Raw genomic sequence first — 12,489 nt, 5'->3', positions numbered from 1 at the left:
CTTCGAGGTCGAGCGTGGACGGCACGGGTGAAGAGGTTGGTGGCCTGAGGACATGCTGAGAGAGGTCACCGCTGTTCGCTATGTCGAGCCCCTGCGCTCCGGCGGTTCCGTGCCGGGCGTCGTCGAGGCCGACGACCTGGGGACGTACGTCGTGAAGTTCACGGGCTCAGCCCAGGGCGTCAAGGCGCTGGTCGCCGAGGTGATCGTCGGGGAACTGGCGCGCCGGCTCGCACTGCGCGTGCCCGAGCTGGTCCTCACCCACTTCGACCCGGCGATCGCCGCGCACGAACCGCACCAGGAGGTGCGCGACCTGCTGAACGCGAGCCCCGGCGTCAACCTCGGCATGGACTTTCTGCCGGGCGCCCGGGACTTCACCCCCGAGGTCGCGCGGGCCTGCACGGTCGACCCGCTGGAGGCCGGCAGGATCATCTGGCTCGACGCGCTGACGGTGAACGTCGACCGCACGGTCCACAGTTCCAACCTCATGGTCTGGCCGACGTTCGGCATCGCTGCGCCGAAGCTGTGGCTGATCGACCACGGTGCGGCACTGGTCTTCCATCACCGATGGGACGCCTCCGCACCGGACAAGGCGTACGACTTCCGTCACCACGCCCTGGGCCACTTCACCCCCGACACGCGGGCCGCCGAGGCCGAGCTCGCGCCCAGGGTGACCGAGGCGCTGCTGCGCGAGGTCGCCGAGGAGGTGCCGGACGCGTGGCTGGCCGGTGAGCCGGGCTTCGCGACGCCCGGAGAGGTCAGGGACGCTTACGTGGACTACCTCACGGCGCGGGTCAAGGCGTCCGAGGCCTGGCTGCCCACGGACTTCCCCACCCGGGAGGAGCTCGCCGCCGAGGAGGCCCGGCGCGCGGAGCGGACACAGGAAGGCCGTCCGGCCTGGCTCAAGCGGGTCCCGGACCTGCACGGCAAACCGGCGGCGCGACAGGATTGGTCGGTGCACCTCGGATGACGGAAACCCCCGGGACGACCGGCGCCCCCTCGCGGGAAGCGCACCGCGTCCGGATCGAGTACTGCACCCAGTGCCGCTGGCTGCCCCGCGCGGCCTGGCTGGCGCAGGAACTGCTGACGACGTTCGAGACCGAGCTGACGGAACTCGCGCTCACACCGGGCACGGGAGGTGTCTTCGTCGTCAGGGTGGACGACGAGGTCGTCTGGGACCGTCGTGAGCAGGGTTTCCCCGAGCCCACGGCGGTGAAGAGGCTGGTGCGCGACCGAGTGGCCCCGGGCAAGCCCCTGGGCCACTCGGAGAGGCCGGCCGAGTAGGTCAGCCGCCCAGCTGCTCGTAGGCGGGCAGGGTCAGGAAGTCCGCGTAGTCCTCGTCCAGGGCGACCTTCAGAAGCAGGTCGTGGGCCTGTTGCCAGTGACCGGCCGCATAGGCGTCCTCGCCGATCTCGGCCCGGATGTTCGTCAGTTCCTCGGCCGCGACCCTGCGGGCCAGCTCCGGGGTCGCCTTCTCGCCGTTCTCGAACTCGACGCCCGCGTTGATCCACTGCCAGATCTGCGAGCGGGAGATCTCCGCGGTGGCCGCGTCCTCCATCAGATTGAAGATGGCGACCGCGCCGAGGCCGCGCAGCCAGGCCTCGATGTAGCGGATGCCGACCTGGACGGCGTTGACCAGTCCCGGGTAGGTCGGCTTCGCGTCCAGGGAGTCCACGGCGATCAGATCGGCCGCCTTGACGTCCACGTCCTCGCGCAGCCGGTCCTTCTGGTGGGGCTTGTCGCCGAGGACCCGGTCGAAGGACTCCAGGGCGATGGGCACCAGGTCGGGGTGCGCGACCCAGGAGCCGTCGAAGCCGTCGTCCGCCTCGCGGTCCTTGTCGGCCTTGACCTTCTCGAAGGCGACCCGGTTGACCTCCTCGTCGCGCCGTGACGGGATGAACGCCGCCATGCCGCCGATCGCGTGCGCACCGCGCTTGTGGCAGGTGCGGACGAGGAGTTCGGTGTAGGCGCGCATGAACGGGGCCGTCATCGTGACCGCGTTGCGGTCGGGCAGGACGAACTTCGTCCCGCCGTCGCGGAAGTTCTTCACGATGGAGAACAGGTAGTCCCAGCGGCCCGCGTTCAACCCCGAGGCGTGGTCGCGGAGTTCGTAGAGGATCTCCTCCATCTCGTACGCCGCGGTGATCGTCTCGATCAGGACCGTGGCGCGGACGGTGCCCTGCGGGACGCCGAGGTGGTCCTGGGCGAAGACGAAGACGTCGTTCCAGAGGCGGGCCTCCAGATGGGACTCCGTCTTCGGGAGGTAGAAGTAGGGGCCCTTGCCGAGGTCGAGCAGACGGCGGGCGTTGTGGAAGAAGTACAGGCCGAAGTCGACGAAGGCGCCCGGTACCTGCTGTCCGTCGACGAGGAGATGACGCTCGTTCAGATGCCAGCCGCGGGGGCGCACGACGACGGTCGCCAGCTCCTCGTCCGGGCGCAGGGCGTAGGACTTCCCGGAGGCCGGGTCGGTGAAATCGATGCTCCGGGTGTACGCGTCGATCAGGTTGAGCTGGCCGACGACGACGTTCTCCCAGGTGGGGGCCGAGGCGTCCTCGAAGTCCGCGAGCCACACCCGGGCGCCCGAGTTGAGGGCGTTGACGGTCATCTTGCGGTCGGTGGGTCCGGTGATCTCGACACGGCGGTCGTTCAGGGCCTGCGGCGCGGGCGCCACCTTCCAGGAGTCGTCCGCGCGGATCGCGGCGGTCTCGGGGAGGAAGTCGAGCGTCGAGGTACGGGCGATCTCGGCGCGGCGCTCAGCACGGCGGGCGAGCAACTCGTCGCGCCGGGGCGTGAACCTGCGGTGCAGCTCGGCCACGAAGGCGAGGGCCGCATCCGAGAGGACCTCGTCCTGCCGGGGCAGGGGCTCGGCGTCGACCACGATCGGCGACGGCGCTGGTGCGGACATGAGCGGTCACTTCCTTCAGCGAGCTGATGCGAGGACACCGCGGCACCGGGTGCCAGGGAGCCCGGATGCGGCTGACGGCGCCCCGTGAGTGGTCCTGCGCTTCTGACCTGTGGATACTAGTTTCCTCATAGTGGAAGTTCAATGATCTGTTGATGTCGAGACTCTCCGTCTCGAGGGAGGTCGGCTCCGGGTGCCACCCTCCTCACTCGAGACGGGCCAAGTCGGCCTGTGTGTCGATGTCGTAGGGCTGCGCCACATCGCCGCACTCCACCAGCGTGATCGCGTTCTCGTGGGCCTTGAGATAGTCGCGCGCCCCGCGATCGCCCGTCGCCGCCGCCGCGACGCCCGCCCAGTGGCCGGCGCCGAACAGCACCGGATGTCCGCGTACCCCGTCGTACGCGGCGGAGACCAGTGACGCCTCGTTCTCGTAGGCGGCGAGCACCCGGGCGACCGCGTCGGGGCCGATGCCGGGCTGGTCGACGAGCAGGACAAGAGCCGCCGGGGCGCCCGTCCCGGCGAGGGAGCCGAGGCCGGCCCGCAGGGAGGAGCCCATGCCGCCCGCCCAGTGCGGGTTGTCCACCAGTACGCAGCCGGACAGATCCGCCCGCTCCCGTACGGCCGCGGCGGACGCTCCGAGCACCACATGGACCCGCTCGCACCCGGCCGTGCGCAGGCTCGCCACCGCATGCTCCACGAGGGTCCGCCCCCGGTGCTCCAGCAGCGCCTTGGGCCGTCCGCCGAGCCGCCGGCCGCCGCCGGCCGCGAGGAGCAGTCCGGCGATGCGGCCCTCTTTCGGTGTCATACGTCCTGCATACCCGACCCTGTGTCCACCGCGCCGTTCCAGGGACTGAATTTCGGTCCGCACGGTGGCGCCCGGACCACTGGGTGGCGTTTACTGACCCGCGTCCCCGGCGCCCGACCAGCGCCACGGGGGCGGGCGGTGTGTCGAGAAGTGCGTACGACGGGGTGCGAGGGGGAGAGCTGTGTTGCGGAGCTTGGGGCAGAGGCCAGTGACCGGCAGCGAAGAGGACCCGAGGGTGGCGGAACTGCGGACCGCCGTGTCCCGGCTGCGCCGTGAACTCGCCACCCTCCCTTCCGAGTTCCCCGACCGTGCCATAGCGGAGGACGAACTCGCCGCGCTGGCGGCGATGGCCCTCAGCGGTGTCCCCGAGATCCCACGGCTGCGCCGCTCCCTGCTCCTGATCGCCGGCGCGATCGGCTCGGTCAGCGCGCTGGCCCGGGGTCTGTCGGATGTGCGCAGCGCGGTGGAACTGTTCGGGGAGTCGCGGCGGGACTGACCCGCACCGTCCTTGACCGTGATGCCACGGCAGCGGCCCTCGGCCGCACGTCCGGACACCGTGTGCGCATCGGGGGGGGTCAGGCCGTCGGGGTGCCCGAAGTCGCCAGCGCCTGCGACAGTTCGGCGGCCACCTGCTGGAGCACCGGCACGATCTTCTCGGTCGCCGAGTCGGTGACACGGCCCGCCGGTCCGGAGATGGAGATCGCCGCTGCCGTCGGTGAGTCGGGCACGGACACGGCGAGGCAGCGGACCCCCAGTTCCTGCTCGTTGTCGTCGACGGCGTACCCGTGCGTGCGCACCTCCTGCAGCGCGGCCAGGAACGCCTCGGGAGTGGTGATCGTCTTCTCGGTCGCCGCGGGCATGCCGGTGCGGGACAGCAGGGCGCGCACCTCGTCGTCCGAGGTCGTCGCGAGCAGTGCCTTGCCCACGCCGGTGGAGTGCGGCAGCACTCGCCGGCCCACCTCGGTGAACATGCGCATCGAGTGCTTCGAGGGGACCTGCGCCACATAGACGATCTCGTCCCCGTCGAGCAGCGCCATGTTGGCGGTCTCGCCGGTCTCCTGGACCAGTCGCGCCAGATAGGGGCGGGCCCAGGTGCCGAGCAGCCGGGACGCCGATTCGCCGAGCCGGATCAGCCGGGGGCCGAGTGCATAGCGGCGGTTGGGCTGCTGACGAACGTAGCCGCAGGCCACCAGCGTGCGCATCAGGCGGTGGATCGTGGGCAGCGGAAGCCCGCTGCTCGCGGACAGTTCACTCAGGCCGACCTCGCCGCCCGCGTCGGCCATCCGCTCCAGCAGATCGAAGGCGCGCTCGAGGGACTGGACACCGCCCGCGGCGGACTTGGCGGGCGGGGCGTCGCTGGCGCTGGACGTCGACACGGCGCGTTCCTTTCGGGGCCGGCAGGAAGGGCCAAAGCCTACCCGGCAGGCGGTCGGCTCCCTGGTTCTGGTGCCACCCTGGGCTTCACAGTGGAATTCTAATTCCGCCAAGCGGAAAAGTCCAGAGCGGGCGCCTCGAAGGTGATGGAAGGAAGTGTGCCCTTGACGACGTGGGGGCGGGAGTGAAGACTCCTTCAACAGAACGTTGAAATCCCATGGATGTGCATCCCTTTCCCGGAAGCAGGACGGCGGCAGAGAGGGGCCGGAGTGTCCGACGCTGAACTGGTGCTGCGCTCGAGGCGTGTCATCACACCCGAGGGGACGCGCGCCGCGACGGTCGTGGTCGCCGGGGGGACGATCACGGCGGTCCTGCCGTACGACGCGGAGGTTCCGGCCGGGGCCCTCGTGGAGGACGTAGGCGACGACGTCCTGCTGCCCGGCCTGGTCGACACCCACGTGCATGTCAACGACCCGGGCCGCACGGAGTGGGAGGGCTTCTGGACGGCCACCCGCGCGGCGGCGGCCGGCGGGATCACCACCCTGATCGACATGCCGCTCAACTCGATCCCGCCGACCACCACGGTCGGCCACCTGCGCGTCAAGCAGCGGGTCGCGGCGGGCAAGGCGCATGTCGACGTCGGCTTCTGGGGTGGCGCCCTGCCGGACAACGTCAAGGACCTGCGGCCGCTGCACGACGCCGGAGTCTTCGGCTTCAAGGCCTTTCTGGCACCGTCGGGCGTGGACGAGTTCCCCCACCTCGACCAGGAGCGACTCGGCCGCTCCCTGGCCGAGATCGCCGGTTTCGGCGGGGTGCTCGTCGTGCACGCCGAGGACCCGCACCACCTCGCCGCCGCCCCGCAGCAGGGCGGCCCGAGGTACGCCGACTTCCTGGCCTCCCGGCCGCGCGCCGCCGAGGACACGGCCGTCGCGCATCTGATCGCGCAGGCGAAGCGCCTGGACGCGCGGGTACACGTGCTCCACCTGTCCTCCGGCGACGCGTTGCCGCTGATCGCCGAGGCCCGGGCCGAAGGTGTCCGGATCACCGTGGAGACCTGCCCGCACTATCTGACCCTCACGGCCGAGGAGGTCCCGGACGGGGCAGCCGAGTTCAAGTGCTGCCCGCCGATCCGTGAGGCGGCCAACCGGGACCTGCTGTGGCGGGCGCTGGCGGACGGCACGATCGACTGCGTGGTCACCGACCACTCCCCGTCGACGGCCGATCTGAAGACCGACGACTTCGCCACCTCCTGGGGCGGCATCTCGGGACTGCAGCTGAGCCTGTCCGCGGTGTGGACCGAGGCGCGCCGGCGCGGACACGGCCTGGAGGACGTGGTCCGCTGGATGTCCGCACACACGGCACGGCTGGTGGGGCTCGACACGCGCAAGGGAGCCATCGAGACCGGCCGGGACGCCGATCTCGTGGTGTTCGCCCCCGACGAGACCTTCACCGTGGATCCGGCGGCCCTCCAGCACCGCAACCGGGTGACGGCGTACGCGGGCAGGACCCTGCACGGCGTCGTCAGGGCCACCTGGCTGCGGGGCGAACGCATCGTGAAGGAAGGCGAGTTCACCGAGCCGAAGGGCCGACTGCTCGGCAGGGACGACTGACCCGCGTCCCCGCCCGCAGCGGCCCACTCCCGAAAGGAAGACCCGATCACCGTGACCGCGCAGCATCGCCCCCAGACGGCCCGCTTCACCGGAGACGCCGACCCGTACGGAGGCGGTGACCCCTACGCGGACTACCGCACCGCCGACCACCCCTTCACCCGCCACGCCGATCTCGCCGACCGGCGGCTCGGTGCCGGTGTCATCGCCGCCGACGACGAGTTCTTCGCCCAGCGCGAGAACCTGCTGGTGCCGGAGCGGGCCGAGTTCGACCCCGGGCACTTCGGGCACAAGGGCAAGGTGATGGACGGCTGGGAGACACGGCGCCGCCGCGGCACCTCGGCCGGGCATCCGTGGCCCGCGGAGCAGGACCACGACTGGGCGCTGGTACGCCTCGGCGCCCCCGGCGTCGTCCGCGGCATCGTGATCGACACGGCCCACTTCCGGGGCAACCATCCGCAGGCGGTGTCCGTCGAGGGCACGTGCGCGCCCGGCTCCCCCTCCCCGGAGGAACTGCTCGGCGACGACATGAAGTGGACGACGCTGGTCCCGCGCACCCCCGTCGGCGGCCACGCGGCCAACGGCTTCGAGGTCAACGTCGAACAGCGCTTCACGCATCTGCGCGTCAACCAGCACCCCGACGGCGGCATCGCCCGTCTGCGCGTGTACGGCGAGGTGGCACCTGATCCGGCGTGGCTCGACGCGCTCGGCACGTTCGACGTCGTGGCACTGGAGAACGGGGGCGGCGTGGAGGACGCGTCCGACCTCTTCTACTCGCCCGCGTCCAACACCATTCTGCCGGGCCGCTCGCACAGGATGGACGACGGCTGGGAGACACGGCGCCGACGCGACCGGGGCAACGACTGGATCCGCTACCGGCTGGCGGCGCAGTCCTCGATCCGCGCGGTCGAGATCGACACGGCCTGCCTGAAGGGCAACGCCGCGGGCTGGGCGTCGGTCTCGGTCAGGGACGGCGAGGACGGCCAGTGGCGCGAGATCCTGCCGCGCACCCGCCTCCAGCCCGACACGAACCACCGGTTCGTCCTGCCGTCGGCCGCCGTCGGTACACACGCGCGCGTGGACATCTTTCCGGACGGCGGCATCTCACGGCTGCGCCTCTTCGGTTCCCTGACCGAGGAGGGGGCGGCCCGGCTGGCGGCCCGCCACCAGGAGCTGGGCGGCTGACCCGGCCGCGCCCGTGCCGGCGTCCCGGCCCCGCGCCGAGCGGCCTACCGGGACGCGGGGGGTGTGGGTGCCCGGGTCCTGCGGTGTCCTTGCCGTCGATACGGGTGGCGGCGACGTCCCGCGCGGTCGGAGCACGGGTGGGGCGCCGTCGCCCTCCCCGTGCCGCGGCTGCCGTCGCGGACCGGGGCCGCACGGTTCCCTGTGAGGTGGCGGACCCGACCCACCCGTGGGCCGGCAGGCGGCAGACGCCCGACGGTGAACGGCCACCGGCCTCGACGGGACGGCTCCGGGGCGCTCAGTGGAACTCGTCACTTCGTGGAACTCTTCGACCCGCCCGTCACGTTCTTTGTCGCGTGACTCTTCAGCAAGAAATCGTCGGCAACGCCATGCAGATGGCGGTCGTCAACCTGCACCCGGGCCAGACCGTGTACTGCGAGGCGGGCAAGTTCCTCTTCAAGACCACGAACGTCACCATGGAGACCCGCCTGTCCGGCCCGTCGAACGGCGGACAGCAGCAGGGCGGCGGTGCGGGCGGCGGCGTGGGCGGTTTCCTGCGCCAGGCCATGGGGACGGCCGCGCAGGTCGGCCAGCGTGTGCTCGCGGGCGAGTCGCTGGCGTTCCAGTACTTCACCTCGCAGGGCGGCGAGGGAACGGTCGGTTTCGCGGGCGTACTGCCCGGCGAGATGCGCGCGCTGGAACTCGACGGGACACGCGCCTGGTTCGCGGAGAAGGACGCCTTCGTGGCGGCCGAGTCGACCGTGAACTTCGGCATCGCCTTCCAGGGCGGACGGACCGGTATGAGCGGCGGCGAGGGCTTCGTCCTGGAGAAGTTCACCGGGCACGGGACGGTGATCATCGCCGGTGCGGGCAACTTCATCGATCTCAACCCCGCGGACTTCGGCGGCAAGATCGAGGTCGACACCGGTTGTGTCGTCGCCTTCGAGGAGGGGATCCAGTACGGCGTCCAGCGCGTCGGCGGCCTCAACCGCCAGGGGATCATGAACATGGTCTTCGGCGGCGAGGGACTGTCCCTGGCCACCCTGGAGGGCAACGGCCGCGTGATCCTGCAGTCCCTCACCATCGAGAGCCTCGCCAACGCCCTCAAGAAGGCGCAGGGCGGGGACAAGCAGGGGCCGACCGGAGGACTGTTCTCGACGCACGCCGGGTGAGGCGATGAGTTCCGGGCGCCGCGGGGGTCCCAGTCGATGACAACGGACCCCACCGGACACGAGAAAGCAGGCACCCGACATGGGCAAGCTCGTCGTCACCGCGTTCATCACCCTGGACGGCGTGTACCAGGCGCCCGGCGGCCCGCGCGAGGACCGCGGGGGCGGATTCGAGCAGGGCGGCTGGAGCGTCCCCTACGGGGACGGCGACTTCGGCACGTTCGTGGCCGAGGTCTTCGACCGCTCCGGCGCCTTCCTCCTCGGCCGCCGTACGTACGACATCTTCGCCGCGCACTGGCCCCGGGTGACCGACCCGGCCGATCCCGTCGCCTCACGGCTCAACCCGCTGCCCAAGTACGTGGTCTCGCAGACCCTCGGCACCCCTTCCTGGGCCGGCACCACCGTGCTCGGCGGCGACCTCGCCGAGGAGGTGACCGCCGTGAGGGAGCGGACCGAGGGCGAGCTCCAGGTGCACGGCAGCGGTGCCCTGGTCCGGTCGCTGCTCGCGCTCGACCTCGTCGACACCCTGCACCTGGTGACGTTCCCGGTCGTGCTCGGCGCCGGGCGCCGCTTCTTCGCCGAGGGCGCCGTCCCCACCGCGTTCCGACACACCGCTGCGCGCACCACCGGCACGGGTGTCGCCATCCACACCTACGAGCTCCAGGGCCGTCCCCGGTACGGGTCGTACGAGCTTCCGCAGGACGCGTAGGCGCAGATCGTCCGCACCCGTACGGCGATGTCTCCGCCCGTGCGGCGGGCCGGGCTGCGCTGCCCAAGCCTGTGCGGAGCTGCGGCCCGCCCGCCGCCGGACCGCCGAGGGGGGCACGGGCGTCCGCCCGTATCCGGTGGAACGAACGAGCCACGGTCCTCGTTCGCCGCACCGGGCGGCCGGGGCCCCGCACGCTACGCCCGGCGCACGCCCTGCCGTAACCGAGGTTAACTCCCTGAAAATTCATGGGACTTGTCGTGAAACTCTGTGGAGTTGTCATTGACATGCCATGGTCTACGCGCGTCATCATGACGGCATGCGATTCCCCCCACGCGCAACACGAATCGGCGCCGCGGCCGCTCTTGCGTCCGCTCTCCTCATGGGCGCCACCGTCACCGCCACGACCGCAGACGCCGCTGCCGCGTCCGTCGGGAGCATCTGCTACGGCTCCCTGCCCTCCCAGGCGCACGACACCCTGGACCTGATCGACTCGGGCGGCCCCTTCCCGTACCCGCAGGACGGGATCGTCTTCCAGAACCGTGAAGGCGTCCTGCCCAAGCAGTCGAGCGGGTACTACCACGAATACACGGTCAAGACGCCCGGATCCTCCACCCGTGGAGCCCGCCGCATCGTCACCGGCAGGCAGTTCGAGGAGGACTACTACACCTCGGACCACTACGAGACGTTCGATCTGATCGACTTCGGCTGCTGACGACAGCCGGACGATCGGCGGCCTGCGGCCCTGCCCGGGCCGGTGCGACTCGGCACCGGAAGGGTCGTGCGCCACGTACATACCGCCCCGCAGCTCTCGCATCCGCTGCGGGGCGGTATGCGTCGTCGCCGATGTCACGGACCGCGCCGCGCGCCCCGTGTCCGGTCGGATCCGCGCTTCGACGCCCGCCCTCATGGGGCGGTATGCGTCGTCGCCGATGTCACGGACCGCGCCGCGCGCCCCGTGTCCGGTCGGATCCGCGCTTCGACGCCCGCCCTCATGCCGGTTCGGGCCCGTCGTCCAGCGTCCGTCCCGTCTCCGGTCGGCCGTGTCTCCGCCCGGGCCGTCGTCCGGGGCCCCGGGCCAGACCCCTCCGGCGCCCGCCCCGTCTCCGCCCGGGACCGTCGTCCGGCGCCCGCCCCGGGTCGGCCCCGCGCCAGGTCGGACCCCTCCTCGGGCGCCGCCCTGTCCGCCCCGTGGAGCACGGCATCGGCCGGAAGTACCCCCAGGGTCGGCAGGGGAGGCCCAAAAGTCTGCGGCACTGCGACTTTGGTCTCGGATCGGGGCTCGGGGGAGGTTTCCCCGGCCGTCCCCACATAGATTTGTCGACCGTGAACGGAGACGAGTCGGCACGACGCCCGGGGCCCACCGCGCCCCGCCTCGGGGCGGCGGTGGAGGGTGTCAGGGAGGGCCTCGGCCCGCTGCTGACGGGCTGGTCGCGACGTCTGCTGCGGCGGGAGGCACCCGCGGCCCCCACCGCGCTGCCCGTGCCCGTGCCTCTGGACGGGACGACCGCGAACGGGCTGCCCCGGCACCGCTGGTTCCTGCCCTCCGCCGTGATCGCGGAGCTGGATCCCGAGGCCGGCGGTCGGCGGGGCCGCCTCCGCCGTACCGTACGGGACTGGGCCGTCGACCTCGGGGCCTTCTTCCTCGCGGTGCTCCTCGCCTTCGCCGCCGGGGTCTCGGTGGAGCAGAACCCGCACACCTCGCACCAGGTCGTGGCGATCGACGTGGGTCTCGGCGCCCTGGCCTGTCTGGCCCTCTGGCTGCGCCGCCGATGGCCGCTCGGGCTCGCCGTGGCGATGCTTCCGCTGGGTCTGCTCTCCGACAGCGCGGGCGGTGCGAGCATGATCGCCCTGTTCACCGTCGCCGTGCACCGGCCCTTCAAGTACTCCGCCTGGATCGGTGCCGCCCAGCTCGCGATCATCCCGTTGTTCTACTGGATACGCCCGGACCATGACATCCCGTACCTGGTCACCGTGGCCGTCGCAACTCTGATCACGACCGGGGTCGTCGGCTGGGGCCTGTTCGTGCGCTCCAAGCGGCAGCTCATGCTGAGCCTGCGGGACCGGGCCCGGCGGGCCGAGACGGAGGCGGCTCTGCGGGCCGAGCAGGCCCAGCGGCTCGCCCGGGAGGCGATCGCGCGCGAGATGCACGACGTCCTGGCGCACCGGCTGACGTTGCTGAGCGTGCACGCGGGCGCCCTGGAGTTCCGCCCGGACGCGCCCCAGGAGGAGATCGCCCGCGCGGCCGGGGTGATCCGGGAGAGCGCGCACGACGCGCTGCAGGACCTGCGGGAGATCATCGGGGTGCTGCGGGCCGGCGACTCCGACGACGCCGGACGCCCCCAGCCGACGCTCGCCGCACTCGACGCCCTGGTCGCCGAGTCCCGCGAGGCCGGCATGAAGGTCGTCCTCGACCATCGGGTCTCCGACGCGTCCGTCGTGCCCGCCTCGGTGGGCCGCACCGCCTACCGCATCGCCCAGGAGGGCCTGACCAACGCCCGCAAACACGCCCCCGGCGCCGAGGTCACCGTGACGGTCGCGGGCACGCCCGGAGACAGCCTCACCGTGACGGTGCGCAACCCGGAGCCGCCCGGCGCGGTCCCGCACGTCCCCGGTTCCGGCCAGGGACTGATCGGCCTGGCCGAACGCGCCACGCTCGCCGGCGGACGACTGGAGCACGGCGCCGGGGCCGACGGCGGCTTCCGGGTGCACGCCTGGCTGCCCTGGCCCGCGTGAGCACCGCGGCC

General features: G+C 71.8%; 12 protein-coding genes. 9 read left to right on the top strand and 3 right to left on the bottom strand.

Annotated elements, in window-relative coordinates:
- Positions 1-52: 52 nt before the first annotated feature.
- Positions 53-967 carry a HipA family kinase gene (locus RCR19_RS08625; RefSeq protein WP_331264599.1) on the top strand — a complete coding sequence of 305 codons (915 nt, stop codon included), beginning with the start codon at positions 53-55 and terminating at the stop codon, positions 965-967.
- Entirely contained in the window at positions 964-1,281 is a 318-nt protein-coding gene (locus RCR19_RS08620) for an Rdx family protein (RefSeq protein WP_331264598.1), read from the top strand. Before RCR19_RS08625 ends, RCR19_RS08620 begins: the two co-directional genes overlap by 4 nt.
- A gap of 1 nt (position 1,282) precedes the next feature.
- On the opposite strand, the gene aceB is transcribed toward RCR19_RS08620, so the two are convergent.
- The gene (aceB, locus tag RCR19_RS08615) at positions 1,283-2,902 is read right to left on the bottom strand and encodes a malate synthase A (protein ID WP_331264597.1); all 1,620 of its coding nucleotides are present in this window, start codon (positions 2,900-2,902) and stop codon (positions 1,283-1,285) included.
- A gap of 202 nt (positions 2,903-3,104) precedes the next feature.
- Positions 3,105-3,704 carry a nucleotidyltransferase family protein gene (locus RCR19_RS08610; RefSeq protein WP_331264596.1) on the bottom strand — a complete coding sequence of 200 codons (600 nt, stop codon included), beginning with the start codon at positions 3,702-3,704 and terminating at the stop codon, positions 3,105-3,107.
- 181 nt (positions 3,705-3,885) lie between these two features.
- On the opposite strand from RCR19_RS08610, the gene RCR19_RS08605 reads away from it, so the two are divergent.
- Complete coding sequence (locus RCR19_RS08605) at positions 3,886-4,200, top strand: DUF5955 family protein (RefSeq protein WP_079050517.1); 315 nt, start codon at positions 3,886-3,888, stop codon at positions 4,198-4,200.
- 79 nt (positions 4,201-4,279) lie between these two features.
- Here the strand turns inward: RCR19_RS08605 and RCR19_RS08600 are convergent, their stop codons facing one another.
- Positions 4,280-5,080, bottom strand: coding sequence for an IclR family transcriptional regulator (locus RCR19_RS08600; RefSeq protein ID WP_331264595.1), 801 nt, complete (start codon positions 5,078-5,080; stop codon positions 4,280-4,282).
- 267 nt (positions 5,081-5,347) lie between these two features.
- Here RCR19_RS08600 and allB point away from each other — a divergent pair, with 267 nt between their 5' ends.
- From allB to RCR19_RS08570, 6 genes are all read left to right on the top strand, one after another.
- A complete protein-coding gene (gene allB / locus RCR19_RS08595; RefSeq protein ID WP_331264594.1) occupies positions 5,348-6,688 on the top strand; it encodes an allantoinase AllB in 1,341 nt (446 codons plus the stop codon).
- A 51-nt stretch (positions 6,689-6,739) separates the two neighbouring features.
- The gene (alc, locus tag RCR19_RS08590) at positions 6,740-7,870 is read left to right on the top strand and encodes an allantoicase (protein WP_331264593.1); all 1,131 of its coding nucleotides are present in this window, start codon (positions 6,740-6,742) and stop codon (positions 7,868-7,870) included.
- Positions 7,871-8,223: 353 nt separating this feature from the next.
- Positions 8,224-9,039 carry an AIM24 family protein gene (locus RCR19_RS08585; RefSeq protein WP_331264592.1) on the top strand — a complete coding sequence of 272 codons (816 nt, stop codon included), beginning with the start codon at positions 8,224-8,226 and terminating at the stop codon, positions 9,037-9,039.
- Positions 9,040-9,118: 79 nt separating this feature from the next.
- Entirely contained in the window at positions 9,119-9,745 is a 627-nt protein-coding gene (locus RCR19_RS08580) for a dihydrofolate reductase family protein (protein ID WP_331264591.1), read from the top strand.
- Positions 9,746-10,061: 316 nt separating this feature from the next.
- On the top strand, positions 10,062-10,457 hold the full coding sequence (locus RCR19_RS08575; RefSeq protein ID WP_059129659.1) for a ribonuclease: 396 nt from the start codon (positions 10,062-10,064) through the stop codon (positions 10,455-10,457).
- Between the two features lie 767 nt (positions 10,458-11,224).
- Positions 11,225-12,478, top strand: coding sequence for a histidine kinase (locus RCR19_RS08570; RefSeq protein WP_331269384.1), 1,254 nt, complete (start codon positions 11,225-11,227; stop codon positions 12,476-12,478).
- Positions 12,479-12,489 lie beyond the last annotated feature (11 nt).

The organism is Streptomyces sp. WAC07094 (assembly GCF_036320405.1).
Taxonomy (GTDB): Bacteria; Actinomycetota; Actinomycetes; order Streptomycetales; family Streptomycetaceae; genus Streptomyces; species Streptomyces lannensis.
This window is presented reverse-complemented; position numbering and strand designations above follow the sequence as displayed.

Bases quoted from the DNA above. Each gene is read 5' to 3' on its own strand.
- RCR19_RS08625 (WP_331264599.1), top strand. From the start codon at position 53: ATGCTGAGAGAGGTCACCGCTGTTCGCTATGTCGAGCCCCTGCGCTCC.
- RCR19_RS08620 (WP_331264598.1), top strand. From the start codon at position 964: ATGACGGAAACCCCCGGGACGACCGGCGCCCCCTCGCGGGAAGCGCAC.
- aceB (WP_331264597.1), bottom strand. From the start codon at position 2,902: ATGTCCGCACCAGCGCCGTCGCCGATCGTGGTCGACGCCGAGCCCCTG.
- RCR19_RS08610 (WP_331264596.1), bottom strand. From the start codon at position 3,704: ATGACACCGAAAGAGGGCCGCATCGCCGGACTGCTCCTCGCGGCCGGC.
- RCR19_RS08580 (WP_331264591.1), top strand. From the start codon at position 9,119: ATGGGCAAGCTCGTCGTCACCGCGTTCATCACCCTGGACGGCGTGTAC.
- RCR19_RS08575 (WP_059129659.1), top strand. From the start codon at position 10,062: ATGCGATTCCCCCCACGCGCAACACGAATCGGCGCCGCGGCCGCTCTT.